The 25,763-nt window shown below is 63.1% G+C and carries 23 protein-coding genes and 1 tRNA gene; 9 read left to right on the top strand and 15 right to left on the bottom strand.

What is annotated here, in order from left to right; genetic code table 11:
• Positions 1–142: 142 nt before the first annotated feature.
• The 5 genes from FJ967_RS30680 to FJ967_RS30660 all read right to left on the bottom strand — a co-directional run bounded on the left by FJ967_RS30680 (position 143) and on the right by FJ967_RS30660 (position 5,731).
• Complete coding sequence (locus tag FJ967_RS30680) at positions 143–1,654, bottom strand: sugar ABC transporter ATP-binding protein (protein WP_140736056.1); 1,512 nt, start codon at positions 1,652–1,654, stop codon at positions 143–145.
• Positions 1,655–1,677: 23 nt separating this feature from the next.
• Entirely contained in the window at positions 1,678–2,673 is a 996-nt protein-coding gene (locus FJ967_RS30675) for an ABC transporter permease (protein ID WP_140736055.1), read from the bottom strand.
• A gap of 14 nt (positions 2,674–2,687) precedes the next feature.
• Positions 2,688–3,581: an aldose 1-epimerase gene (locus FJ967_RS30670; RefSeq protein ID WP_140736054.1), complete on the bottom strand. Its 894-nt coding sequence runs from the start codon at positions 3,579–3,581 to the stop codon at positions 2,688–2,690.
• Positions 3,582–3,584: 3 nt separating this feature from the next.
• The gene (locus tag FJ967_RS30665; RefSeq protein WP_140736053.1) at positions 3,585–4,634 is read right to left on the bottom strand and encodes a zinc-binding dehydrogenase; all 1,050 of its coding nucleotides are present in this window, start codon (positions 4,632–4,634) and stop codon (positions 3,585–3,587) included.
• A gap of 119 nt (positions 4,635–4,753) precedes the next feature.
• Positions 4,754–5,731: a substrate-binding domain-containing protein gene (locus FJ967_RS30660; protein ID WP_140736052.1), complete on the bottom strand. Its 978-nt coding sequence runs from the start codon at positions 5,729–5,731 to the stop codon at positions 4,754–4,756.
• Between the two features lie 357 nt (positions 5,732–6,088).
• Between FJ967_RS30660 and FJ967_RS30655 the strand changes: the two genes are divergently transcribed.
• A complete protein-coding gene (locus FJ967_RS30655) occupies positions 6,089–6,838 on the top strand; it encodes a FadR/GntR family transcriptional regulator (protein WP_181176203.1) in 750 nt (249 codons plus the stop codon).
• Positions 6,839–7,007: 169 nt separating this feature from the next.
• On the opposite strand, the gene FJ967_RS30650 is transcribed toward FJ967_RS30655, so the two are convergent.
• The 7 genes from FJ967_RS30650 to FJ967_RS30620 all read right to left on the bottom strand — a co-directional run bounded on the left by FJ967_RS30650 (position 7,008) and on the right by FJ967_RS30620 (position 14,282).
• Positions 7,008–7,862: a carbohydrate ABC transporter permease gene (locus FJ967_RS30650; RefSeq protein WP_140736050.1), complete on the bottom strand. Its 855-nt coding sequence runs from the start codon at positions 7,860–7,862 to the stop codon at positions 7,008–7,010.
• Positions 7,862–8,647 (bottom strand): sugar ABC transporter permease, encoded by a 786-nt coding sequence (locus FJ967_RS30645; protein WP_181176202.1) that lies wholly within the window; start codon positions 8,645–8,647, stop codon positions 7,862–7,864. The genes FJ967_RS30650 and FJ967_RS30645 overlap by 1 nt, the downstream gene beginning before the upstream one ends.
• On the bottom strand, positions 8,647–9,963 hold the full coding sequence (locus FJ967_RS30640) for an ABC transporter substrate-binding protein (RefSeq protein ID WP_181176201.1): 1,317 nt from the start codon (positions 9,961–9,963) through the stop codon (positions 8,647–8,649). Before FJ967_RS30640 ends, FJ967_RS30645 begins: the two co-directional genes overlap by 1 nt.
• Before the next feature lie 24 nt (positions 9,964–9,987).
• Entirely contained in the window at positions 9,988–10,752 is a 765-nt protein-coding gene (locus tag FJ967_RS30635) for an SDR family oxidoreductase (RefSeq protein ID WP_140736047.1), read from the bottom strand.
• Positions 10,749–11,699, bottom strand: coding sequence for an L-arabinose ABC transporter permease AraH (araH, locus tag FJ967_RS30630; RefSeq protein WP_140736046.1), 951 nt, complete (start codon positions 11,697–11,699; stop codon positions 10,749–10,751). The genes FJ967_RS30635 and araH overlap by 4 nt, the downstream gene beginning before the upstream one ends.
• Before the next feature lie 10 nt (positions 11,700–11,709).
• Positions 11,710–13,221, bottom strand: coding sequence for an L-arabinose ABC transporter ATP-binding protein AraG (gene araG / locus FJ967_RS30625; RefSeq protein WP_140736045.1), 1,512 nt, complete (start codon positions 13,219–13,221; stop codon positions 11,710–11,712).
• 71 nt (positions 13,222–13,292) lie between these two features.
• Complete coding sequence (locus tag FJ967_RS30620) at positions 13,293–14,282, bottom strand: arabinose ABC transporter substrate-binding protein (RefSeq protein WP_140736044.1); 990 nt, start codon at positions 14,280–14,282, stop codon at positions 13,293–13,295.
• Positions 14,283–14,534: 252 nt separating this feature from the next.
• On the opposite strand from FJ967_RS30620, the gene FJ967_RS30615 reads away from it, so the two are divergent.
• Together FJ967_RS30615 and dgoD are read left to right on the top strand one after the other, a co-directional pair.
• Positions 14,535–15,224 (top strand): FadR/GntR family transcriptional regulator, encoded by a 690-nt coding sequence (locus FJ967_RS30615; RefSeq protein WP_246675442.1) that lies wholly within the window; start codon positions 14,535–14,537, stop codon positions 15,222–15,224.
• 11 nt (positions 15,225–15,235) lie between these two features.
• The gene (dgoD, locus tag FJ967_RS30610) at positions 15,236–16,384 is read left to right on the top strand and encodes a galactonate dehydratase (RefSeq protein ID WP_140736042.1); all 1,149 of its coding nucleotides are present in this window, start codon (positions 15,236–15,238) and stop codon (positions 16,382–16,384) included.
• Positions 16,385–16,638: 254 nt separating this feature from the next.
• Here the strand turns inward: dgoD and FJ967_RS30605 are convergent.
• Both FJ967_RS30605 and FJ967_RS30600 read right to left on the bottom strand, forming a co-directional pair.
• Positions 16,639–16,714 (bottom strand) — tRNA-Ala (locus FJ967_RS30605).
• A gap of 171 nt (positions 16,715–16,885) precedes the next feature.
• Positions 16,886–17,278 carry a TIGR02300 family protein gene (locus FJ967_RS30600; protein WP_140736041.1) on the bottom strand — a complete coding sequence of 131 codons (393 nt, stop codon included), beginning with the start codon at positions 17,276–17,278 and terminating at the stop codon, positions 16,886–16,888.
• Positions 17,279–17,484: 206 nt separating this feature from the next.
• Between FJ967_RS30600 and aroA the strand changes: the two genes are divergently transcribed.
• The 6 genes from aroA (at position 17,485) to FJ967_RS30570 (ending at position 24,839) form a co-directional block, all read left to right on the top strand.
• Positions 17,485–18,843: a 3-phosphoshikimate 1-carboxyvinyltransferase gene (gene aroA / locus FJ967_RS30595; RefSeq protein WP_140736040.1), complete on the top strand. Its 1,359-nt coding sequence runs from the start codon at positions 17,485–17,487 to the stop codon at positions 18,841–18,843.
• Positions 18,843–19,169 (top strand): hypothetical protein, encoded by a 327-nt coding sequence (locus FJ967_RS30590; RefSeq protein WP_140736039.1) that lies wholly within the window; start codon positions 18,843–18,845, stop codon positions 19,167–19,169. The genes aroA and FJ967_RS30590 overlap by 1 nt, the downstream gene beginning before the upstream one ends.
• Positions 19,166–19,816, top strand: coding sequence for a (d)CMP kinase (gene cmk, locus FJ967_RS30585; protein WP_140736038.1), 651 nt, complete (start codon positions 19,166–19,168; stop codon positions 19,814–19,816). The genes FJ967_RS30590 and cmk overlap by 4 nt, the downstream gene beginning before the upstream one ends.
• Before the next feature lie 203 nt (positions 19,817–20,019).
• Positions 20,020–21,717 (top strand): 30S ribosomal protein S1, encoded by a 1,698-nt coding sequence (rpsA, locus tag FJ967_RS30580; protein WP_140736037.1) that lies wholly within the window; start codon positions 20,020–20,022, stop codon positions 21,715–21,717.
• Positions 21,718–21,909: 192 nt separating this feature from the next.
• Positions 21,910–22,731 (top strand): MOSC domain-containing protein, encoded by an 822-nt coding sequence (locus FJ967_RS30575; RefSeq protein WP_140736036.1) that lies wholly within the window; start codon positions 21,910–21,912, stop codon positions 22,729–22,731.
• 239 nt (positions 22,732–22,970) lie between these two features.
• Positions 22,971–24,839: a hypothetical protein gene (locus tag FJ967_RS30570; protein ID WP_140736035.1), complete on the top strand. Its 1,869-nt coding sequence runs from the start codon at positions 22,971–22,973 to the stop codon at positions 24,837–24,839.
• Here FJ967_RS30570 and FJ967_RS30565 read toward each other — a convergent pair.
• Positions 24,824–25,531 carry an SDR family NAD(P)-dependent oxidoreductase gene (locus FJ967_RS30565; protein ID WP_140736034.1) on the bottom strand — a complete coding sequence of 236 codons (708 nt, stop codon included), beginning with the start codon at positions 25,529–25,531 and terminating at the stop codon, positions 24,824–24,826. The two genes, FJ967_RS30570 and FJ967_RS30565, sit on opposite strands and share 16 nt — an antisense overlap.
• Positions 25,532–25,763 lie beyond the last annotated feature (232 nt).

Raw genomic sequence — 25,763 nt, 5'->3', positions numbered from 1 at the left:
AATCCAGCCAGCATCTTGAATCACAAACACCTTGATTTGGGAATCCTACGATTCTCTCAAAGCAGGAAACGCTCTAGCCTGGTGGCCGGGGGCAAGCGCGGATGCGTACCGGCAGTGGTTGGGCGCTCGGCTCCGCCAGAACCTACAAGCATGCCGCCATGAGTTTGTCGACGTCCACGTTCGGTGCCACGAATTCCTGTACGAAGTTCCCGTCCTTCAGCACCAGGACCCGGTCGCAGACCTTCGGCAACTCCTCTATCTCGCTGGACACGAAGATGATGCTTTTGCCCTCCCCGGCAAGCTGGCGAATGATGGCGTAGATTTGCGACTTCGCTTCGACGTCGACACCGCGTGTAGGCTCGTCGAGCAGCAGGATGCGGCTTCCGGCATAGACCCACCGGCCGATCACCACCTTCTGCTGGTTGCCGCCCGACAGGGTGCCGACCGGCGTGTCTATGCGCGCCGTTTTGACGCCGATGCGACGGACGATGTCACCTGCCGCTGCCTCCATCCTCGATGCCGAGATGACGCCGTTCACCGTCACTTTTGAAAAGTCGGTGGCAACGGTGTTCTCGTCGACGCCGAGCAACGGCAGGATTCCATCCTCCTTGCGACTTTCAGGGGTCATGCCGATCCCACTTTTCACCCGCTCGCCATACGAGACGCGGGTGATGTCCTTTTGATCGAGCAGGACCGTACCGGCACGTACGGCATCGAGCCCACCGATCGCCCTCAGAAGCTCGGTGCGTCCCGAGCCGAGCAGGCCGGCAAAACCGAGCACCTCGCCTCGCTTGAGGTCAAACGATACACCTGAAAGCTTCGGCGGCACGGCCAGATCGCGCACCGACAGCACGCTGTCGCCGCCCCTCGCTTGGCCGACCAACTGTTCTTCCTGCTCGCTGCGACCAAGCATCAGCCGGATGATCTCGGCGGTGTCGGCGCCGGCCACCTCGACGGTGGCCGCCACCTTGCCGTCGCGCATCACCGTAGCGGCCCGGGCGATCTGTCGGATCTCGCTCATGCGATGGCTGACATAGATCACCGCGATGCCGGCGGCGGCCAGATTGCGCACGGCGGTGAACAGGAGTTCGACCTCCGCGGCAGCAAGCGAACTGGTTGGCTCGTCGAGGATAACGAGCTTCGGTTCGCCAATCATGACACGGGCGATCTCGACGAGTTGCCGCTCGGCCGGGCTTAGCGTCCCGACACGGCGGCGGGGATCCAGCTTCAGCCCCAGCCGGGCCAGGGTTTCGCGCGCCTGATGTTCCATTTCGCCATGGGAGAGCACGCCCATGCTGGATGGCCAGCGGCCGAGGAACAGGTTCTCGGCGATGCTCATGCCGACAATCAGGCTCAGTTCCTGGTAGACCGCACGCACCCCCAGCCGGGCAGCTTCGACCGTGCGCTGGGTACCGAGGCCGTTCAGCGCGTCACCGTCGATGGAAACCTCGCCGCTGTCAGGCACGGTAGCACCTGTCAACAGCCGGATCAGCGTCGATTTCCCGGCACCGTTCTTGCCAAGCAGCGCGCGGACTTCGCCGCGGCTGATCTCGAAATCGACATCGTCCAGCGCCAGCACGCCGGGATAGTGTTTGGTCGCGCCACGTACGGTGGCGACCAAGGGCTGAGGATCCGGCTCGCGGGCGGTCTGCATGGACTGATCCTCCCAGCTTCTCGTCACGCGCCGAAAACACGGCGTTCGCGATAGCGCGTGACCAGGATATTGGCGAGCACGGCCGCGACAATGATGACACCGCGCACAACCTCCTGGAAGAACGGATTGATGCCGCGCAGCACCAGGCCGTTGCCGATCAGCGTGATGACAAAGACGCCAAGCAGCGTGCCGAGCATCGAGCCGCGTCCGCCTGACAGCGCCGTGCCGCCGATGACGACGGCAGCGATCACGTCGAATTCGAGACCGGATGCGGTGCCGGCATTTCCGGAACCGAGCCGCGCCGTCAAAAGCACGCCGGCGAGCGCTGCCATCACGCCCGAGGTCGTGAAGATCAGCACGCGGATGCGCGCGACGTTGATGCCGCACAGTTCCGCTGCATTGGCGTTGCCGCCGACCGCGAAGATCGACCGGCCGTAGGCGGTCTTCTGGCTTATGAAGGAAAAAATCGCGAACAGCACCAGCATGACGACGGCCGAGGTGGGGATGCCGAACATGTTGTCGGCAAGAATGTCGAGAAAGTCATTGTCTGGGAAGGTGACGGGCAGCGCGTTGGTGGTGAAGAAAGACATGCCGCGCAGCGCACTCCACAGGCCGAGCGTGGCAACGAAGGACGGCACTCCGAAAAAGGCGCGCAACGATCCGGCAAAGGTGCCGAGCGCACCGCCGATGGCAAGCGAAGCCAGAATGGCGAGCGCGACATTGACGTCGGCTTTCAGCATGAAGGCGAGACACACGGAGGTGAAGGCGACCATTGGCCCGACGCTGACGTCGATCTCACCGGCGATGATGATGAGCGTCACCGCCCAGGCGGCGATCGCGATCGAGGCAGCATCGCGCAGCAGGGAAAGATGATTGTTGGCCGACAGAAAGCCGTTGGTGGTCGCACCGAAGCCGAAATAGAGCAGCAGCAAGATGACGATCAGACCGATCTCGTTCATGTCGAGCGCAAGCAGGCGAAAGCCGCGCCGACGGCTGGTTGTGGTTGGGGTGGCGCTCATCGCAATCTTCCTCGTCAATGCCGGTGGCAGGTGTAGCGGACAGACCCGGTGAGGCTTTCCCCTGGCGCCAGCCTCACCAGCCCGCCGCCAGCGGGCATGTTATGCCCGTCGGCGCTGTGGCTCATCGGTTCGAAACAGAAAAAGTCATAGTCGTAGCCGGCATCGAAAGCCGGATCGGAGACAAAGACCAGGTAGCGGGAGAAGACCGGATCGGCATCGATTGCCAGCGAAAGCCGGGTCTCCGGCCAGTCGATGTCAGCCGCGCCGTTCCAGCCCTCGAAGACCGTATTGACCCAGCGATGCGGCAGAGAGCGCGGACTGGCAAAGTCGATATCGCCGGCGACTGGATGTTCGACGGTCGGCAGCCAGGAAGCATCCTCCTCCCAATAGGAGCGAGCGGCGGCCTTGAGCGTGGTCCCTCCCGTCAGCGGGAAATAGGGATGCCAGCCGAGGCCGAACGGCAGCGCCGCGGCGCCGCGATTGGTGACGGCAAGCGTCGTCGTCAGCGTGGATCCGGCAAGCGAAAAGCGCTGTTCGGCATCATAGGCGTACGGAGTGCCGGTGCCGCGATGGCTGAACGCAAGTGCCACCTCCGTGCTTGTGCGGTCGGCAATTTGCCATTCAGCGGTCCAGCCGTCGCCATGCAGATAGTGCTTGTCCCATTCCGTGTTGGGTGGAAGCGAACGCTCCGTGCCCTCGAAGACAAAGCGGTTGTCGCGCACCCGATTGCCGAAAGGCACGAGCGGAAAACAGCCTGACTTCAACGCCGCGCGTTCCCCTCCCTGCGGCGGCTCACGAAACAGCGGGATCTCAACACCGTGGGAGCGCGCAAGAAACCGCCACACCGCTCCGCCGGTCGTGGTGGCGGTAAGGCTCAGCGCTTCATTGGCGATTTCGATATCGGGCATCGCTCAATCCGGAAACTCTACGATGACTTTTCCGGACTTTCCGCCAGCCATCAGAGCATAGGCCTCCGGCGCCTTTTCCAGCGCGAAGGCGTCGGTGATAATGTCATGGGGGTGCAGACCCCAGGCGTCGAGGTCCTCGCAGCACTGATCCATATTGTGGACGCTGGTCACCCAGGAGCCGTAGATGGTCCGCTGGCGGTGCAGCAGATCGTCGCTGACATCGAACTCGACCTTGCCGGTTTCGCCGATATAGACGCAGCGCCCCCAGGTGCGGGTCGCCTGCAGCGCCAGTACCCGGCCGCGCGGATTGCCCGAACAGTCGATGGCGACGGCGGCACCGCCCTTGGTCAATTCATTGATCGCGTCGAGCGCGCCTGGTCCAGCAACGAGGCCATTATCGAGCAGTCCGAGCTTCCTCGCCGTCTCGACCCTATCGGGCTGGGTATCGACACCGATCGCCAGGCGTGCGCCGCGACCCTTGGCCAGCATGAGCGCCGCCATGCCGACCGGACCGAGGCCGACGACGAGCACCGCGTCGCTGCCGGAGACATTGCCGCGCAGAACCGCCTCGTAAGCGGTGCCGACACCGCAGGAGATAAAGCAGCCGTCGCGGTAGGAGAGCGTGTCAGGCAGATGCACGAGATCGCGCTCATCGGCGACCAGATATTCGGCATGGCCACCGTCGCGTTGCCAGCCATAGGCGGCGCGCTGCGGGTCGGTGCAGGAGATTTGAAATCCCCGGCGGCAGTTGCGGCAGAAGCCGCAGCCGGAAATATGATAGACCGCGACGCGGTCGCCGGGCTTGAAATGCCGGCAGCCGGCGCCAAGCTCGACAACCTGTCCCGCCGGCTCATGCCCCGCCACGACACCCTGGTAGGATGTGCGCGGATCGGCGCCGAGATGCTTGTGGTAGATGTAGTGGATGTCGCTGCCACAGATGCCCGATGCCTTCATCTTCAGGAGCACTTGGCCAATACCCGGCTGAGGACGGTCGATTTCGCGCAGGTCGACGGTGGAATTACCAGGAAGGTAGGCCGCAAGCATTTTTGGCATGACAAGGCTCCGAACCGTGGCTCGTTCGGCCGCGGGCAGTATCCAAGATTATCGGTTTCCCAGACAAGGCTGGCCGCCGGTATGCGGCGGCCAGCATCGCACAATTGGGGAGGATGCGATCAGGAGAGGCCGTCCTTGTGGGTTTCCAACCATTTCTTTGCATCGTCGGCCGATTTGAAGATCGAGATGCCCATGGGCACGATGATATCGGCGGCCTTCTTGCCCTCGGCGCCGTTTAAAGCCTGTTCGAGCGCCAGCTTGCCGATGCCTTGGCCGGACACGTCGGCAATCGCCTTCATCACCGAGAAGTCGGCGAGTTCGGTCGCCGCCGAAGATGTCATATCAGCCGCGAAGACGACGACTTTTCCGGCCAGGCCGCGCTGCTTGATGGTGCGCACCGCACCCGTGCCGGCATCGCCGCCTTCGCCGAAGAAGGCGTTGATGTCGGGATTGGCCGACAGCATCTGGTCGCTCACCGATACGGCATCGTCGAGCACGGTGCCGCGCTGGTTCGCCGCAATGACGTAACCCGGAAGCTTGGCTTTGAGCGCCGCTTCGAAGCCTTCGCGGCGCTTGACGCAGACTTCGACGAATTCGCAGTTCAGCACACCGATCTTCGGTGCCTTGATGCCCTGGGCGATGAAATAGTCGGCGGCAACGTCGCCGAGCTGACGGCCGAACTCGGTCGGATCGGCGACCACATAGGCATAAACATATTTCTTCATGTCGGCGTCGTTGATGCAGGTGTTGTAGCAGACGACAGGGATGCCTGCTTCATGGGCCCGCTTGATGGCGCGCACCGAGCCGTCGGCGGAGACGGCGGACAGAATGATCGCCTTGACGTTGGCCGAGATCAAGCGGTCGATGAAGGAGGCTTCGGCACCTGGATCGGCGCGCGCGTTCGTCTCGAGCAGATCAACCTTCTTTCCCATCGAGGTGGCGCCGTCCTGGATGCCCTTGCGCACGGCGGCATAGAAGCCAACATCGTCAAGATAGATGGCACCGATGCCGGTGGAATCGGCGAAGGCCGGCGCAGCGGCCGAGGCAAACGTGGCCACCGCGAGCGCTGCGATTGCAAACTGCTTGATTGATTTCATGACGTCCTCCCAACTGATGATGAATTGCGTCGTCGCGCCGCTGCACGCACGGCTCCCCCCTCCCAAGCTCGCCGTACTCCATCTGACTAGATCAGATCAAACTGTCATATAGATACTATGTTTTATGGGACTGTCAATGCATATTGAGCCCAGATTGGAGGCTAATAGGAATCGATTTTGCCATATTTGTGCGAAATCAACCCGATTGCCCTCGGCGCAGATATTTAATACATATGATCTATAGTGGCGTCGCGTGGCGAAGCGAGAGTACATAGGCGGGGCACCCCGAAAAGGCAGCCATCGTTGCGCGGCTTGGCGGGCACGCCTATGAGTTGCCCATGGCGAGGAACGGACATCATGGCATCTGACCTGAGCGTGGCTGAAGAGAGCTCATTTCATCGCGCCGAGCCTGACGGCGCAGGCGGCAGCCGGGTCCACGATTCCGTCGTCAATGTTCTGGGCAGCCGCATCCTTGGTGGCGTTTACCAGCCGGGGGACATGCTGCCGCGGGAAGAAGAGCTGTGCGCCATGCTTGGCGTCAGCCGCACATCGGTGCGCGAAGCAGTCAAGGTCCTCTCGGCCAAAGGGCTGGTAGAGGCGAGGCGCCGTGTCGGCGTACGTGTCCTGTCGCGCGATGATTGGCGGCTGCTCGATCCCGTGGTGCTGAGCTGGCACCCCGATATCCAGAACGACGGCGAACTGGTCTCCGGTTTGGTCGAGGCGCGCCGCATATTCGAACCGGCCGCGGCGGAACTCGCCGCCAGGCGCGCGACCGGCTCGGATCTCGCGGCGATCGAAGCTGCGTTCAACAGCATGCGCGATTCGATCCCGCATGACCTCGACGGGGTGTGCCGAGCGGACCTTGCCTTCCACCGCAGTGTGATCGCGGCAAGCCACAATGTCGTTCTGAAAGGGTTGATCGGGATGCTGGAGGCAGCCCTGAGCGCCTCGTTCCGCCTGACCAACACGCTGATGGAGGCGCAGTCGCGGGCACTGACGGCGCATCAGAACGTGCTCGAGGCTATTCGCTTGCGGGACACCGCCGGAGCCAGAAACGCGATGAACCGGCTTCTCGATATTGCTGCTGAGGACCTGCACACGAACTGATGGTCGCGCGGCTGTTCCAGCAGCGCGATCGTCGAATGTCCTGTGGTCAGAAAAAACGCCTCCTGAAGCATGGTCGAGCCGGCGAAGCCGGCCTACCTCGGTGTCGACCCGGTAGAGCGCCTGCTCGGCGACGTCCCGGACCGGAACCTCGCCAGGCCGGCGCGGGAAGTCACCCCTTGATGCCGGTCGCGGCGATGCCGCGCACGAAGTGGCGCTGCAAGGCCAGGAAGAAGATCGCCGTCGGCAAGGTCGCCACCACCGAGGAGGCCATCAGCACGCTCTGCTTCATCGACATGCCGGCTCCGCCAACCAGCGTCGCCAGCCCGACCGGAAGTGTACGTGTCTCGTCCGAGTTGGTGGCGATCAGCGGCCAGAAGAAATTGTTCCAGCTGGCAACGAAGGTGAAGATGGCGACCGTGGCGAGACCCGGCTTGGTCAGCGGCAAAAGGATGCGCCAGAAGAAGCCGAAGCGGCTGCAGCCGTCCATGATGGCGGCGTCCTCCAGTTCGCGCGGCACGGCCTGGAAGAACTGGGTGAGCAGGAAGACGCCGAAGGCGTTGGCCGAAGCCGGAACGGTCAGGCTGAAGATGCTGTCGACCAGGCCATAACTGTTCAGGCCGAGGAACAACGGCACAAACAGCAACTCATAAGGCAAAAGAAAGGTCGCGAAGACCACGCCCATGATGATGCGACGGCCGGGGAACTGCATGCGCGCCAGTGGATAGGCAGCCAGCGCGTCCACCGCGAGCGTCAGCACGGTGGTGATAATGCCGACAATGGCCGAGTTGCGAAACCAGGTCAGCATCGGAAAGCGCTGAAACAGCGCGCCATACGCCTCGAGTGTTGGCACATCCGGGATCCAGGTCGGCGGGTAAGCGTAGATTTCGCTTTCCGGCTTGATCGAAGTCACCAACATCCACAGGATCGGCGCGCCCCAGAGCGCCGTCACGACGATCATCAGCACATAGGCAAGCGAACGCCCGCCAAGCGACTGTCCGGCACGACTGGATCGCTGGTCCTGCATCAGATCGCCTTCATCAGCTTCATCTGGGCCAGTGAGAACACCAGTGTGATCAACAGCAGCACCACGCCCGCGGCAGCGGCCGGACCCATCTCGAAATTCTGGAATGCGGTCAGATAGATATATTGCACGATAACGAAGGTGCTTGCCTCCGGCCCGCCCTGCGTCATCACATAGGCCTGCCCGAAGACGCGCCAGCCATTGATTATGGTGAGCGCGGTGACCAGCGCCATGGCGGGCCGCAGCAAGGGCAGCGTGATGTAGACGAAACGCTGCCCCGGGCCGGCGCCGTCGAGCGTGGCGGCATCATGCAGGTCTTCCGAAATGTCCTGCAAGGCTGCCAGGAAGATGATCATGTTGGTGTTGACCGTCCACCAGATGGTCGTGATGGCCAATGCCGGCATCGACCAATGCGGATCCTTGAGCCAGGCGATGGGGTCGAGGCCGATCATGGTCAGGTAGTAATTGACGAGGCCGGTGCCCTTGTCGAACAACCAGCCCCACAGGATGCCCACCGTCGAGACCATGACGACATAGGGCAGGAACACCACGGTGCGCACCAAGGCGGTGCCCATGAGCTTCTGATCAAGCAGCATGGCAAGCCCGAGGCCGAGCGCGACCATCGGAAGCGCCGTCGGCAACAGCATGAAGACGGTAAACAGCGCCAGATAGGGCGACAGGAAGAGATAAGCGGCAAGCGTCATGCCGCTTCGCACCGCCCCGCCTTCCGGCGCGGAGGCACGGCGGGCCTTGGAACGGCCCGCCGGTTGTGATGAAACCGATGACATCAGCCCTTCTTCTGCAGCTGCGTGTCGAGGCCTTCCTTCATCGCCTTCAAGGCGTCCGGCACCGGTTTGGAGCCGCTGAGGGCTGCCTGCAGATTGGTGACCAGCGGCGTCGGCTTGTCGAAGGAGAACACAGACAGGTACTGCGGGATCAGCGGCTCGTAGACGATGTTGGGCAGGTCGTCGACGAAGGACTTGAAGTATTTGTACTGCTCGGTGCCGGTGAAGGCGGCGCTCTCGCGCACGGCCTTGCTCTGCGGGATGATGCCGACAGTCGTCGCGGGGGCTGCGAAATTGTCGAAGAACCATTTCATGAAGGTGCCGGCGGCGGCGAGCTTGTCGTCGCTTTTCTGCTTCGAGACCGCCATGCAGTGCGAGTTCGCCCACACGGCCGGCTTGGCGCCGAACACCGGCAGCTGCGCGGTCATGAAGTTCATCTTCTGCGCCATACGCAGATTGACCTCCCAAGGGCCGATGAATTTCATCGCGACCTGCTTCGAGGCGAAGGCGTCCTCGCCCTTGTTGCCACCGACTTCCGGATTGGTCACGCCATGCACGTTGATCAGATCTACGAGGTATTGCAGCGCCTTCTGCGAGGCGTCGCCGTCGACCGCGGCCAGGCCCTTGTCGTCGAGGAAGGTGCCGCCGTTCTGATACATCAGGCTGAACCAGATCCAGCGGGCCGTCGCCCACGTGTTCGGCAATTCGAAGCCATAGCGGGTGACCTTGCCGCTACCGTCCTTGACCGTGAGCTTCTTTGCCCATTCGAGGAATTCCTCGCCGGTCTTAGGCGGCTTGCCCGGATCGAGGCCGGCCTCCTGGACCATGTCGACATTGTAGTAGAAACCGAGCGGGTGCACGTCGAGCGGCGCGGCATAGACCTTGCCGTCGAAGGTCACGCCGGTGCGGCCGGCGTCAGGAACCTGCGACAGGTCGAGGCCGGACGAAGCGACGACATCGTCGATCGGGCGGATGACGTTGCGCGTGGCGAATTCCGGCAGTTCGGTGATGTGGAAGAGCACCAGGTCCGGCGCGCGCCCGCCGGCCGAGGAGACGACCCATTTGGAGAACAGCGTATCCCAGTCATAGCCGGTCGGCTCGACCGTGACGCCCTTGCCGCCCTTGTTGAAGGCATCGATCACGCCGTTGAGCGCCGTGGTGTTGTCGGCGCCGGTCCAGCCATGCCAGAGCGTGACATTCTGGTCCTGCGCGAAGGCGATGCGAGGCAGCGAACCCGCCAGCGTGGCGCCCGCGCCAAGCGCAAGCGCAAGCGCCTGCCGACGCGTCAACGGGGTTTTTGCGAAGACGTCATTTGCCATTTTTTCCTCCATTATGGCTTGTTGTCAGGGGTGGTGAAGCACGCTCAGGCCGCCATCCGCGACGAGGCAGGCGGCATTGATGAAGGGGCATTCGTCGGAGACGAGGAAGAGCACAGCCATGGCGATCTCCTGCGGCGTGGCGATCCTCCCGCCCGGGTGCAGCGCCAGCGTCTTGGCGCGCGCGGCCTCGGGATCGTCGAAGCTGTTCCAGTAGTCGATGACCGTCTGCGTCGCGACATAGCCGGGCGCCAGCGCGTTCACGCGCACATTGTTGCCGGCATATTCGATCGCCAGTGACTTGGTCAGGCCGATGAGCGCGTGTTTGGCGACGGGATAAGGAAAAGTGTGCGGGATGATGGTGAAAGCATGCGTCGAGGCTACGTTGAGGATGACGCCGCCACCTTGCTGGATCATACCGGGCAGCGCTGCCCTGGCGCAGTGCCAGGCGCCTTTCACATTCACATCGAGATTGCGCGTCCACTCGTCCTCGGTGGCCTCGAGCGGCGTCGAAAAGACGTTCATGCCGGCATTGTTGATGACGGTGTTGATCGGGCCGATGGCCTTCGCTGCCCCAGACATCGCGGCATCGATTGCCTTGGCGTCAGCAATGTCGGCCGCCGCATGCGCGACCTCTCCCAAGCGTGCGGCGCTTTCGGCAAGCAGGCTCGCGTCGCGGTCGACCAGGAACAGCTCGGCCTCTTCGCGCAGGCAGGCCTCGGCGATGGCGTAGCCGATGCCTTGCGCGGCGCCGGTGAGGAAGATGCGTTTTCCGGAGAGTCTTCCCATCAGCGCCTTCCCAATGCCGAGGACCGAAGATTGTCGAGTAGCACCGCCAGAAGCAGGATCACGCCGCGCACGATGTACTGGTAGAAGGCCGGGATGTTGAGCAGGTTCATCGCGTTCTCGGCGATGCCCATGATGAGTACGCCGACGATGACACCCGACATCGTCGCCCTACCGCCGGCGAGCGAAACGCCACCCAGCACGCAAGCCGAGATGACCGAGAGCTCCAGCCCGACCGCCGCGTTGGGCTGGCCCGAAGTGATGCGAGAAGCCAGGAGGATGCCGGCAATGCCGCAGACGACGCCCTGTAGCGCGAAGATCCAGATGCGCGTCCGGTCGACATTGACACCCGCCAGCCGCGAAGCCTCCGGATTGCCGCCGATAGCCAGCGTGTTCTTGCCGAACACGGTGCGGTTCAGCACAAAGCCGAAGATGCCGAACAAGACGGCCAGGACCCAGATCGGCGTCGGGATGCCCAGGAATTTCGACAGAGCGAGCTGATAGAAGTCAGGGCTGTTGATGCCGACGGCGCGGCCGTCGGAGGCAATCAGAGCCAGACCGCGCACGATCTGCATGGTGGCGAGCGTGGTGATCAGCGCGTTGATGCGGAATTTGGCGATGACGACGCCGTTGATGAAGCCGACGAATGCGCCGCAGGCGATTGCCGCCACAAGCCCGAGCAGGATCGAGCCGATATAGTTCGAGGCCATCACCGCGACCATGCCGGCAAAGGCGACGATCGAGCCGACCGACAGGTCGAAGTCGCGCGCGGCAAGGCAGAACATCATGGTGCAGGCGACGATGCCGACGGTGACCACCGACTGTAGCAGACCGAGCATGTTGCGGTCGGTGAGGAAATTCGGCACCAAGAGCGACACCAGCGCGAAGGCAACGATGAAGATGACGACGAGGCCCTGTTCGCCGAGCAAGAGCTTCTTCAACTGGTCGGTCATGGCAAAGTCCTTAGGATGCGATCGCGTCGGGGGTTTTGGTGTCAGGAAGGGCCGCGGCCAGGATCGTCTTCTCGGCGAACTGGTCGCGCGTCAGTTCGGCGCCGATGCGCCCGCCGCACATCACCAGGATCCGGTCGCAGATGCCCATCACCTCGGGCAGTTCTGACGAAACGACAATGATCGCCATGCCGTCCTCGGCAAGCTGGTAGAGCAGTTCGTAGATCTCGGATTTAGCGCCGACATCGATGCCGCGCGTCGGCTCGTCGACAATGAGGACGCGCACGCCCTGCTCCGACAGCCAGCGGCCGAGTATGACCTTCTGCTGGTTGCCGCCGGAGAGGTTGATGATGTCCTGCTTGCGCGACGGAGTGCGCACCTTGAGCTTCTTGATGAAGGTCTCGGCAGTGGCGATCTCGTTGGCGCGGTTCAAGACACCGAAGCGCGCGTGGTGGCGCCGCGAAGAGATGTTGATGTTCTCCTCGATCGAGCGGCCCTGGATGATGCCGTCATGCTTGCGGTCTTCCGAGCACAGCACGATGCCGGCGCGGATCGCCCCGTGCGGATCCGTGGCATGAACGACTTTGCCGTCGACGCTGATGGCGCCGCCCGAACGCGGATCGGCGCCGAACACCAGGCGCATCAGTTCCGAGCGGCCGGCGCCGATCAGGCCGAAGAAGCCGACGATCTCGCCGGCGCGTGCCTCGAAACTCGCCGGCGTCTTCAGTTTTGCCCCGGAGACGGCATCGACCTTCAGCCTGACATCGCCGGATTTGCGCGGACGAAAACCCCAGATGTCGGAGATTTCGCGGCCTACCATTTCGGCGACGACCTGGTCGCGGGTGACGCCTTCCAGAGACGTATGGTGCGCGGCGAGCTTGCCGTCGCGCAGCACGGTCAGGCTGTCGCAGAGCCGGAACACCTCGTCGAGCCGATGCGAGACGTAGATGATGACCTTGCCTTCGGCGCGCAGGCGATCGATCAGGGCAAACAGGATTTCGCTTTCGCGCGACGACAGCGACGAAGTCGGTTCGTCGAGCGCGATGACGCGCGCGTCGAGCATGACGGCCTTGGCGATCTCGACCATCTGACGCTCGCCGATGGACAGCGTCTTGACCTTGCGGCTGATGTCGATGTCGATGCCGGCCGATTTCAGCTTGGCGCCGACCTCATCGAGCATGCGGCGGCCGGCGATAATGCCGGCGCTGGCGGGGAAGCGGCCGAGGCTGAGGTTTTCGGCAACGGTGAGTTCCGGGACGAGTTGCAGTTCCTGATGGATGACGATGACGCCATTGTCGAAGGCATCCCGCGTCGATGAATAGGCCTGAACCTTGCCGTCGATGCGGATTTCGCCGGCATCGGCATGCTGGTCGCCGGAGAGGATCTTGATCAGGGTGGATTTGCCGGCGCCGTTCTCGCCCATCAGGCCATGCACGGCGCCCCTGGCGACGCCGAAGGAGACGTCCGACAGCGCCTTGACGCCCGGATAGGTCTTGGTGATGCGCGAGAAGTCGAGAAACGACACGAGCGCCGATCCTTCTTCAGTCATGACAAACAGGCGGCGGGATGAGCCGCCGCCTGTTTGTACAGGGAGGACTATTGGATGCCGAGGCCCTGGCGGACCTTCTGGTAATCGTCGCGCTTGGCCAGCGCGCCGGAGGTCAGGATCAGCTTCTCCGGTTCCTTGTTGTTGGCGACCCAGTCGTACATGTTGAGCGCCGTCTCGTAGCCATGGCGCTTCGGCGAAATGATCACCGTGCCGACAAAGCCGGTGGCGGCGGGCTTCTTGAACTCGTTGATCGCCGAATCGGCGCCGCCGATGCCGACGCCGATCATGCCGTCAGCCGGAATGCCGACGCTTTCGGACGCACGCACGGCGCCGAGCACGGCCTCGTCGTTGAGGCCGAAGGACACCCACTTCTTGATATCGGCATGGGCATTGAGCACCACCGTTGCCGCGTTGAGCGCGGCTTCGGTATCAGTCTTGGCCTGCGGCGCGTCAAAAATGTTCTCGGCCTTGAAGCCGTTCGCCTTCAGCACCGAGATGGCGCCTTCGACGCGGTCGACGGCGGTCGGCAGTTGGTCGTAGGAGACGCGGATGGCGCCGACCTCGTCGGCCTTCCAGCCGCGCGCCTTCATCTCGTCGACGATCGCCTGGCCGACGGCCTCGCCGATCTTGGTGGCCGAGATGCCCATATGCGGGACGTCTTCCAGCGCCTTGCCGTCGGCGCCGACCAGACGGTCGTCCACGGTCATCAGCTTGAGATTGTTGGCGGCGGCCTTGGCGACGATGCCGGGGCCGAGCTTCACATCGGGCGTGCAAACGATGAAGCCTTGCGCGCCCTGGGCGCCGAGATTGTCGATGGCCGACATCAGCTTCTCGCCGTCCTCGGCGCCTATCTTGACCAGGGTAAAGCCCTTCTCCTTGGCGGCCTGGTCGGCGAACTTCCATTCGTCCTGGAACCATGGCTCTTCGGGCTGTTTGACGATGAAGCCGATCTTGGTGTCCTGAGCATATGCGGCAATGGTCGTGGCGGACAGCACGGCAAGCGCGCCCGCGACGAGCGCGGTCTTCAAAAATCGCATGATTACCTCCCAGCGATAGGCCGGGCGCCCGGCCCGGGTGCTGGAGTCTGTAATTCTTTTTATCATACCGGTCAATTGATCTGGTATGATAATTAAGCTAGATGCTCTTACAAAGGATCGCTGGCGCAACCGATCGGCATCCGGTAAGGCCGGGATGGTTGCGCGAAATCAGTGAGTTCGCCGCCTTGGAGGAGGGCTGAGGTGACCGGGACGTCCAGGAAAACACAGAGCGACACCCGCCGCCCGCGCGTCATGCCCGACGTGACGAAGGCGCTTGCTTCCGACATTTTTTCCGGACGCTATCCGGCCGGATCCTCCTTGCCGACCGAAAACGAACTCGGCGTCGAATATGGGGTCAGCCGCACGGTCATCCGTGAGGCGTTGAAGGTGCTGGCCGCCAAGGGACTGGTGCTGTCACGGCCGCGAATCGGTACGGTTGTCTGCGAACAGGACAATTGGAACATCATCGATCCGCAGGTGCTGGCCTGGCATGCGCCGCATGCGCTGGACGACAAGCTGTTCGATGCCATCCTGGAAACGCGCCGCGCCATCGAACCGCTGGTCGCCGAACTCGCCGCGACCCGCGCGACACTGCAGGAGGTCGCCGACCTCGAAGCAGCATGGCGCGGCATGGCCGATGCCGGCGAGGATCTCGCCGCCTTCTCGCGCAGCGACGTCGTGTTCCACCAGATCGTCTATGCCGCCAGCCACAACCCGATCTTCCGCCAGATCGGCAATCTGATCGACACCGGGCTGAAATTCTCGCTGGAGGCGTCGGCGACGATTTCGCTTGAGCGGCGCATGGAAGCGGTGGCGGCGCACCGCGAGGTGGTCGAGGCGCTTCGCATGCGCGATGCCGCCGCCGCCAGGGCCGCGGCGAGCAAGATCCTCGACCTTGCGGCGCGCGATCTTCTCAGCGCCAAGAAACTCAAGACCAACTGAGACATGCCAGCATGAAAATCACGTCTTTGACCACCTATGTCGTCCCGCCGCGCTGGCTGTTCCTCAAGATCGAGACCGATGCCGGCGTCACCGGCTGGGGCGAGCCTGTGGTCGAGGGCCGGGCGCTGACCGTCGAGGCGGCGGTGAATGAACTCGCCGACTATCTCATCGGCAAGGACCCGCGCCTGATCGAGGACCACTGGACGGTGATGCACCGCGGCGGCTTCTACCGCGGCGGGCCGATCCTGATGAGCGCGATTGCCGGCGTCGATCAGGCGCTGTGGGACATCAAGGGCAAGGCGCTTGGCGTGCCCGTTCATGAGCTGCTCGGCGGCAAACTGCGCGACACCATCAAGGTCTATTCCTGGATCGGCGGCGACCGTCCGGCGGACGTGGCTGATGGCGCCAGGGAAATGGTGGCGCGCGGCTTCCAGGCGCTCAAGATGAACGGCACCGAGGAACTGCAGATCGTCGACAGCCACGACAGGATCGACGCCACGGTCGAGCGCGTCGCCATGGTGCGCGAAGCGGTCGGGCCCAATATCGGCATCGCCGTCGATTTCCATGGCCGCGTGCACCGGCCGATGGCGCGTATGCTGGTCAAGGAACTGGAGCCCTACCGGCTGATGTTCATCGAGGAGCCGGTGCTCTCGGAAAACCGCGAGGCGTTGAAGGAGATAGCCGCGCTTGGCTCGACGCCGATCGCGCTCGGCGAGCGGCTCTACAGCCGCTGGGATTTCAAATCGGTGTTCGCCGAAGGCGTCGTCGACATCATCCAGCCGGATCTGTCGCATGCCGGCGGCATCACCGAATGCCGCAAGATCGCGGCGATGGCGGAAGCCTATGACGTGGCGGTGGCGCCGCACTGCCCGCTGGGCCCGATCGCGCTGGCCGCCTGCCTGCAACTCGACGCGGTCAGCTACAACTGCTTCATCCAGGAGCAGAGCCTCGGCATCCATTATAACGGCGCCAACGACCTGCTCGACTATGCCGCCAACAAGGATGTCTTCCGCTACGAAGATGGCTATGTCGCCATTCCCGACGGCCCGGGCCTGGGCGTCGAGATCGACGAGGACTATGTCAGGGAGCGGGCCAAGGAGGGGCACCGCTGGCGCAACCCGATCTGGCGCCACAAGGACGGCTCATTCGCCGAGTGGTAAGTCGGCACAGGAGATACCGTATCGAATTCGCCGGTGCATGGTGACGTCCTCATGCAATATCGGCTGAGCACGGGCCGCGCGCCTTTTCAGCGAATCCAGCCGCCGCCGGGTTGTCCGGGATTCCCCTCACATCCGCGAGATGGAACAAGCATCAATTTCCAAAAACTTGTGTCTCTGGTCCGAATTGCGGCTAAGCCACGGAAAGACGAGACTATTTCCTAGCTCCGAGAGACCAGTGGCTAGAGAAGGACGTTTGGTGGAGCCAATCGGAATCGAACCGACGACCTCTTGAATGCCATTCAAGCGCTCTCCCAACTGAGCTATGGCCCCACTCCCGGCAATCAGCCGGCGCCGTTTCCGGCGAGAGATCGGCGCGGGTTGGAAGACCGCGCCGTTAGTGCAGGCGGCTTCTAACCCCGCCTTTCCGAGATATCAAGCCTGAATAGAGGCTTTTTATTCGGATGTTGCGAAAGCCGGCAAATGCCCGCTTTTCGCAGCCGATCAGACCTCGTCGTCGTCGTCGCCGACGCCGATCATGTCGGAGACGTCGTCGTCTTCTTCCTCTTCGTCGGCGAGGAACGTGTCGTCCTCGTCGTCGCCGAGGTCGACGTCATCCTCATCGTCGCCCAGGTCGGGAAGATCGTCGCCGCCCTTGGCCTCGTCATCGGCTTCTTCGAGCGAAACGATCTCGGCGCCTTCTTCCTCGTCGCCGTCCACTTCCTTCTCGGCCACTTCCTCGTCTTCCTCGAGGGCGGCAATCTTGCCATCCTCGAAATAGGAACGCGGATAGGTCTTGCCCGTATAGGGCGAGACGATCGGGTCCTTGTTCAGGTCGTAGAATTTTCGGCCCGTCTCAGGGTCGATACGCTTTGTGCCAAGTTCGGTTTTTGCCACGGCAAGCCTCGTGAATAAAAGAGTGGTCCCCTTAACCGCAGTTTGCAGCGCTGTCAAAGCCAAAAGCCGGCGTCACAAAACCATGGATTGAAGGGGCTCGCGCCAAGTGACGACCATGGGGATGACCATTTCGCCCCGCCGTGATACGAGACCGCCGCACCAAATGAAAAGCGCCGGTCAGCCGGCATTCCGTCCAGGGAAATTCCATGTCTCACGCCGCCGCTGCCAAGCCGGCCACCGCCCGCAAATCACAAGCCCTTTCCGGTACCGCGCGCGTGCCGGGCGACAAATCGATCTCGCACCGCTCCTTCATGTTCGGCGGGCTCGCCTCGGGCGAGACCCGCATCACCGGCCTGCTCGAGGGCGAGGACGTGATGCGGACGGGAGAAGCCATGAAGGCTATGGGCGCGCATATCGAGAAACGCGGCGCCGAATGGGTGATCCGCGGCACCGGCAACGGCGCGCTGCTGCAGCCGGAAGGTCCGCTCGACTTCGGCAATGCGGGCACCGGCTCGCGGCTGACCATGGGCCTGGTCGGCACCTACGACATGGAGACGACCTTCATTGGCGACGCCTCGCTGTCGGGCCGGCCGATGGGCCGCGTGCTCGAACCCTTGCGCCAGATGGGCGTGCAGGTGCTGAAGGCGACGCCCGGCGACCGCATGCCGATCACGCTGCATGGGCCGAAACACGCCGCCCCCATCACCTACCGCGTGCCGATGGCCTCGGCGCAGGTGAAGTCGGCGGTGCTGCTGGCTGGGCTGAACACACCGGGAGTCACCACCGTCATCGAGCCTGTCATGACGCGTGACCACACTGAGAAGATGCTGAAAGGCTTTGGCGCCAACCTGTCGGTCGAGACCGACGAGCGCGGCGTGCGCCACATTTTCATCGAGGGCCAGGGCAAGCTGACCGGACAGACCATCGCCGTGCCTGGCGACCCCTCCTCGGCCGGCTTCCCGCTGGTGGCGGCGCTGATCGTGCCGGGTTCCGACATCGTCATCGAGAACGTGCTGATGAACCCGACCCGCACCGGACTGCTTTTGACGCTGCAGGAAATGGGCGGGCAGATCGACATATTGAACCCGCGCAATGCCGGCGGCGAGGATGTCGCCGACCTGCGCGTGCGCTCCTCGGACCTGAAGGGCGTCACGGTGCCGCCGGAACGGGCGCCTTCGATGATCGACGAATATCCGGTGCTGGCGGTGGCTGCCAGCTTCGCCGAGGGCGAGACGCTGATGCAGGGGCTGGAAGAGCTGCGGGTGAAGGAATCCGACCGGCTGTCGGCCGTCGCCAACGGGCTGAAGCTCAACGGCGTCGACTGCACCGAGGGCGAGGCGTCGCTGGCCGTGCGCGGCAAGCCCGGCGGCAAGGGCCTCGGCGGCCATCCCAACGGCCTGGACACGACGGTGAAGACGCATCTCGACCACCGCATCGCCATGAGTTTTCTGGTGATGGGGCTGGCAACGGAGAGGCCTGTCACTATCGACGACGCCGCTATGATCGCGACGAGCTTTCCGGAATTCATGGGGCTGATGAAGGGTCTGGGCGCGGAAATCGGGTGATGTCAGGGGACTGGCTGGTCGTAGCAGCTTATCTAGGAGCTGCGCTGGTCCCGTATCTGATCGAACGCTTTGTCTTCAAAAAACGGCTGGGTGTTTTTGCCTTTCTGTTCTGGATTTTCGCCCTTCAAGTCACGATCCTTTACTTGTCGGTCGGAACCTCCGGATTTCTAGAAAACAAAGGCTGGGTGATTCTTGCAGGCGTTTTCAAAGCAATCGGAGCAATGGCCTTCATGACAATCGGCGTCATGCCTTTCATCGTATTGCCGTTGTCGGTTTTGATCGCCGCGTCGGTACTGGCGTTCCAGTTCATTAGGAACGTCAGATGAGTTCAACCTTCACCATCGCCATCGACGGTCCCGCCGGCGCCGGCAAGGGTACGCTCGCCCGGCGTCTCGCCGACCACTACCGCCTCAACCTGCTCGACACCGGCCTCACCTATCGCGCCGTGGCGCATGCTTTGCTGCAGGTCGGCCTGCCGCTCGACAATGTCTCGGCGGCCGAAACCGCTGCCCGCCAGGTCGATCTGGCGCGACTTGACCGCGCGGTCTTGTCGGCGCATGCCGTGGGCGAGGCTGCCTCGAAGGTGGCGGTGTTTCCTACCGTGCGGCGCATCCTGGTCGAAAAGCAGCGCGACTTCGCCAAGGCGCCCCCGGGCGCCGTGCTCGACGGGCGCGACATCGGCACGGTGGTGTGCCCCGACGCCGACATCAAGCTCTACGTGACGGCGAGTGCGGAGGTGCGCGCCAAGCGTCGTCTGGCCGAGATCGAAAGCATCGGCGGCACCGCTGATTTCGCCGAGATCCTTGCCGACATCGAACGCCGTGACGAGCGCGACATGGGCCGGGCCGACTCACCGCTCAAGCCCGCCGCCGACGCGCACTTGCTTGATACCAGCGAAATGGCTATAGAAGCCGCGTTTCTCGCGGCCATGGCTGTCATCGACGACGCATTGGCTAAAAGAAACAAGGCCTGATCCGGGTTTTCATGCTGCTTCCGATTGCCGGAGGCGAAGAAAATACCCATATCGGGCACGAACCAGCCTGCCAGCATTCTTCATGCGCCGGAATTGCCGCTCGAAAAGCGGCCCAGGGTTTTTTAACCCGGAATGACGGCAGGCCAACGCAACGCTAACCCACGGCGCCCGTCCCGCAGATGCGGGGCACTCCAGGAGAAAATATGTCAGCTGCAAATCCCACTCGCGATGATTTCGCGAGCCTGCTCGAAGAATCATTCACCACCGGCCACTCCGGCGAAGGTCAGGTCGTCAAGGGCACGATCACCGCGATCGAAAAGGACATGGCCATTATCGACGTCGGCCTGAAGGTCGAAGGCCGCGTGCCGCTGAAGGAATTCGGCGTCAAGGGCAAGGACTCCACCCTCAAGGTCGGAGACACCGTCGAAGTCTATGTCGAGCGCATCGAGAACGCGCTGGGCGAAGCCATGCTGTCGCGCGAGAAGGCTCGCCGCGAAGAGAGCTGGGTCCGTCTCGAAGAGAAATTCACCAAGGGTGAGCGCGTCGAAGGCGTCATCTTCAACCAGGTCAAGGGCGGCTTCACCGTCGACCTCGACGGCGCCGTGGCGTTCCTGCCGCGCAGCCAGGTCGATATCCGCCCGATCCGCGACGTTTCCCCGCTGATGCACAATCCGCAGCCCTTCGAGATCCTCAAGATGGATCGCCGCCGCGGCAACATCGTGGTGTCGCGCCGCACCGTGCTCGAGGAGAGCCGCGCCGAACAGCGTTCGGAAATCGTGCAGAACCTCGAAGAAGGCCAGGTTGTCGAAGGCGTCGTCAAGAACATCACCGACTACGGTGCGTTCGTCGACCTCGGCGGCATCGACGGCCTGCTGCATGTCACCGACATGGCCTGGCGCCGCGTCAACCATCCGACCGAAATCCTCAACATCGGTCAGACGGTCAAGGTGCAGATCATCCGCATCAACCAGGAAACCCACCGCATCTCGCTCGGCATGAAGCAGCTCGAGTCGGATCCGTGGTCCGAGATCGGCACCAAGTTCCCGATCGGCAAGAAGATCAAGGGCACCGTCACCAACATCACCGACTACGGCGCGTTCGTCGAGCTGGAGCCGGGCATCGAAGGCCTCATCCACGTTTCGGAAATGTCGTGGACCAAGAAGAACGTGCACCCCGGCAAGATCCTGTCGACGACGCAGGAAGTCGACGTGGTGGTGCTCGAGGTCGATCCGGCCAAGCGCCGCATCTCGCTCGGCCTCAAGCAGACGCTGGAAAACCCGTGGGAAGCCTTCGCGCGCAACCATCCGGTCGGCAGCCAGGTCGAGGGCGAGGTCAAGAACAAGACCGAGTTCGGCCTGTTCATCGGCCTGGAAGGCGACGTGGACGGCATGGTGCACCTCTCCGACCTCGACTGGACCCGTCCGGGCGAGCAGGTCATCGAAGAGTACAATCGCGGCGACATGGTCAAGGCGCAGGTGCTCGACGTCGACATCGAGAAGGAGCGCATCTCCCTCGGCATCAAGCAGCTGGCCCGCGACACCGTCGGTGAAGCAGCGACTTCAGGCGAACTGCGCAAGAATGCCGTCGTCACCTGCGAAGTCATCGGCGTGAAGGATGGCGGTCTGGAAGTGCGGCTGGTCGAAAGCGGCATCGAGACCTTCATCAAGCGCTCCGACCTTTCGCGCGACCGCGACGAGCAGCGCCCCGAGCGCTTCACCGTCGGCCAGAAGGTCGACGCCCGTGTCATCGCCTTCGACAAGAAGACCCGCAAGCTGCAGGTCTCGATCAAGGCGCTGGAAATCGCCGAAGAGAAGGAAGCCGTCGCACAGTATGGCTCGACCGACTCCGGCGCTTCGCTGGGCGACATCCTGGGTGCCGCGCTGAAGAAGCAGGGCAACTAAGTCCGGCCGGCGCCGCGCCTCGCGCGCGGACCGAAAATCAAGACAACCCGCGGGCCGCCAGGCTCGCGGGTTTTTTCATGGTCGAAGAGAGGCTTTCCCTTATCGGGATTGGCACAAGACAAAGATGCCGCAACCCCTTCAATTCCGCCCTTGCGGCTATAGGCTCACACGCATGTCGGAGAAGGATTGTCCATGAAGGTCGTCGAACTCTATCGCTATCCGGTCAAGAGCCTGCGCGGCCATCCAGTGCCGCGTGCCGACATCGAGACCATGGGCATGGCCGGGGATCGTCGCTGGATGGTCGTCGACAAGGGAGGACAGTTCCTCACCATTCGCCAGATACCGGCCATGACGACCGTAGACGTCGAGCATCGCGACGCGAGCATTGTGTTGAAACACGACCTGCATGGGTCCTTGGTCGTCGAAGTTCCAGGCCCTGACGCTGCGCTGCGTCCCGTCAAGATATGGAAGGACAGCGTCGTTGCGCGGCAGGCAGATCCGGCGGCCGGCGACTATCTGTCGGGCATTCTTGGCCGACCTGTCGATCTCGTCCATTTCGATGATCCAAAGAACCGACCGGTCGACCCGGAATTCGCCCAGCCTGGCGATTACGTCGGCTTTGCCGACGGTTTTCCACTGCTGGTCACCACGACGGGTTCGCTGAACCATCTGAACGGCCATCTTGCCAGGCCCGTGGAGATGGCGCGGTTTCGGCCGAACATCGTCCTCGACGCGCAGGGCGAATGGCCCGAAGACAGCTGGAAAGCGATCCGTATCGGCTCCGTGGAGCTGCGGATCGCAAAGCCTTGCGCGCGCTGTGTCATCACCACCCGCGACCCCCTCAGCGGCGAGCAGCCGGACCCGCGAGAGCCGTTGCAGACGCTCGGCAAACTCCATCGTTCCGCCAAGGGCGGCATTATTTTCGGCCAGAACGCCATTCCCAACAATGCGGGCACGATCTCCATCGGCGACGCCGTCGAGGTGATCGAGGCAGGCGTCTCGAACCTGAGGTAGCAGCAACCGGACGACCGGCCGCCTCGCCCAACCTCAGGCCCTGCCGCGGAGCGGCACCGGAATTCCGCCCGTCGCCTGACTGGCCGGCAGAAGAAGCAGGGCAACCAAGGGTTAGCCGCTTGCCGCGCGATTGTCATGCGGTTATCGGCAAAAACCCCGCCGGATCGATCCGGCGGGTTTTTATTTACGGCAAGATAAACTTCCTCGCGTATGTGCCAATCGTCCGAGGGAAGCCTTCCATGAGCCATGACGACGACAAAGCGGCAGCGCAATCTTCGCGACTGCTTCATCTTTACACCAAGGCTCCGGCTTTCTTCTGCTTCTGCGCAATGGCGGGCGTGATGATCGTCCTCTGGTCGCTGGGCTTCCGGCTCAACGGCGATGCGGACGATCTTCTGAAAATTCACGAAATCCGGACCTTGCTGGAGACCGGCAACATCTTCGACCGGACGATGCCCGGCATTGTCCAGCCCGAGCCCTACATCTCGCACTGGCCGTGGATCGTCGACCTACCCTATGCCGTCTTCGCGTGGCTGCTCGCGCCGTTCGCCGGTTTCGAGCCGGCGCTGACGGCGGTAAGCTTTGCCGTGCCGCTGCTGCTGTTGGCGCCCGCGCTCTACTTCTACAATCGGCTGATTGTCGCGATGGGCTTTGCCTATCCGGCCATGGCATTGCCATTGGCCCTGATCTTTGCCGCGCGCACCTTCTTCGAATACGCTCCTGACCGGATCGACTACCACAATCTGCAGATATTGCTTCTGCTCGCAGCCCTGGTTCTGCTGCTGTCGCAGAGCCGTCTTTCGGCTTTCGTCAATGGGCTGCTGACCGCCCTTGCGATCGCGATCAGCGCCGAATTCGCGCCGTACTTTGCCCTGGTGATGGCCATCTACGCCTTCGACTGGATCACAGGCCGCGACAAGGGTGCGGCAGGGATCACCAGCTTTGGGCTGGCCCTGGCGACAGGCGCGATCGCTTTGTTCGCCGCCATCGTCGCGCCTTCCGCCTATGCGGCGGTGAGATGCGACACATATTCAGTGCCGCATGTATTGGCGCTGACCGCCGCCGGGCTGTCATTCGCCGTCGTGCCCTGGTTGGTCGGGACGCGTGGCGGCTGGGCAATGCGGGCCGCGATCCTGCTGGTGTTTGCCGCCGTCAGCCTGGCGGTGCTGGTGATGTTGTTCCCGCAATGCAGGGGCGGCCCTTACGCCTTGATGGACGCCTATGTCCGCGACAACATGCTCAACCGGATTCTTCAGGAGAAGAGCCTGTTTCAGCGCTCCGATTTCGTTCTGTCGTCGGGCTTCCCGAGCATAGTACTGCTTTTCGTCGGCGCGCTCGCCCCGGTCGTCATTTGCATCGGGCCGCGGAGCCGCAGCCGACCTCTCGTCATACTGGCCCTGTTTTCACTGGTTGGGCTCGTGCTCGCGATCGATTATCTGCGCTACTTCCGCTATCTCCCGATCTTTTCAGGCATTGGCCTGATCTACGTGCTCGACAGCCTGCTGCCGTCAGGTTCGGTGCTGGGCCGCTACCTGAAATCTCCGGTGCCGCTGCCATCGCGCAGATACGCGCTGGTCTTGCCCGGTCTGGTCTTGTCCGCGGCCATCGCGCTGTACCACCTTGCGGTCAGGCCATCCGAGGGGGCGATTCCGGCCGCCGAATTCGCCGACAGTTGCAACCTCGATCATTTCGAACCGCTACAGGGCTGGCCTTCGGGCGCCATCGTCCTTTCGCCGCCGCTGATCGGATCGCGTTTCGTCGCCCTGGCAAACGGTCCGAAGGTGGTGACGATCGGCAACCATCCGTCGGCGCTGGGGATCGAACGGAGCTATCGCTTCCTCGACCCCAAGACCGCGGACCCGCGCGCTATCCTCGACGCGTCGAGGGCGACACATGTCGCGATCTGCGCCTGGCGGGGCCAGCCCTGGCGTGATCTTGAAACCGCCTACCCCTTCGCGGCGGCGCTGATGGAAGGCAGGCCGCCGACATGGTTGAAGGAATGTCCCACGGACGCCGCATCGCCGCTGCGTATCTACAGCTACCGCAACGCCGATGGATCGGATGCCGGCTGTCCGGCTTCACCGCCGCCTGCTCAGGCCCTGCCGTAGAGCGGCACCAGCGTTCCACTCATCGCCTGATTGGCCGGCGAGGCGAGATAGGCGATTGCCTCGGCCGCCGCTTCGAGGCTGACCCATTTGGTGAAATCGGCATCCGGCATGTCGGCGCGATTGGCCGGCGTGTCGAGTGTCGACGGCGCAACCGCGTTGACCAGGATACCCTTGCCCTTCAACTCTTCCGCCATCGCCACCGTCATGGCAGCGACCGCCGCCTTGCTGGCTGTATAGGCGACCATGCCGGCGCCGCGACGCGGGTCGAGCCCCGCGCGCGCCGTGACATTGACGATGCGGCCCGATGTGCCCGACGCCAGCATCGAGCGGATAGCGGCGCGACTGCACAGGAAGGTGGTGCGGGCATTGGTTTCCATCATCTCGGCAAAGGATGCCGATTCGATCTTTTCCACCGGCGCCATGGCAAAGCCGCCCGCCAGATGGATCGATCCCCACAAGGCCGGGACCTGGGAATAGAAGGCTTCGACCTTGGCGGAGTCCGACAGGTCGACATTGTGCGCGAGCTTGACATTGTCGTGCGCCGCGAAGGGGAAGTGCTGAGGTGCCGCGGCGTGCGCGTTCGGCACGTGGCAGATCGCGCCCTGTTCCAGCAGCCTGCCGACCACAGCTCCTCCGAGCGCGCCGGTACCGCCGGTCACAACGATATGCCTGCCTTCAAGTGTTTCCGTCATCCTGGACCGCTCCTGTCGCTTTTATGTTTTTTGTCGTTTGTTTGCCGCGCCGACGCGAAGCGTCGCGCCTTTCGCGCGATCACTCAACCGATATCTCGACATGGCAGCCGTCACGTCTTTGCATGCGTCATGGCACCGTCGAACAGCGAAGCTCTCCGGGCTCGGCGCTTGCCTGCCAGGAAACAAGCCGGCGAATGGTCCTGCGCGGATGGAAAAATCAGGGCCGGCTGAA

Origin of the sequence: Mesorhizobium sp. B2-3-4, from assembly GCF_006442315.1 — a bacterium.
Taxonomy (GTDB): domain Bacteria; phylum Pseudomonadota; class Alphaproteobacteria; order Rhizobiales; family Rhizobiaceae; genus Mesorhizobium.
Note: the sequence above shows the minus strand (reverse complement) of the source record. Positions and strands in the feature narration are given on the sequence as shown.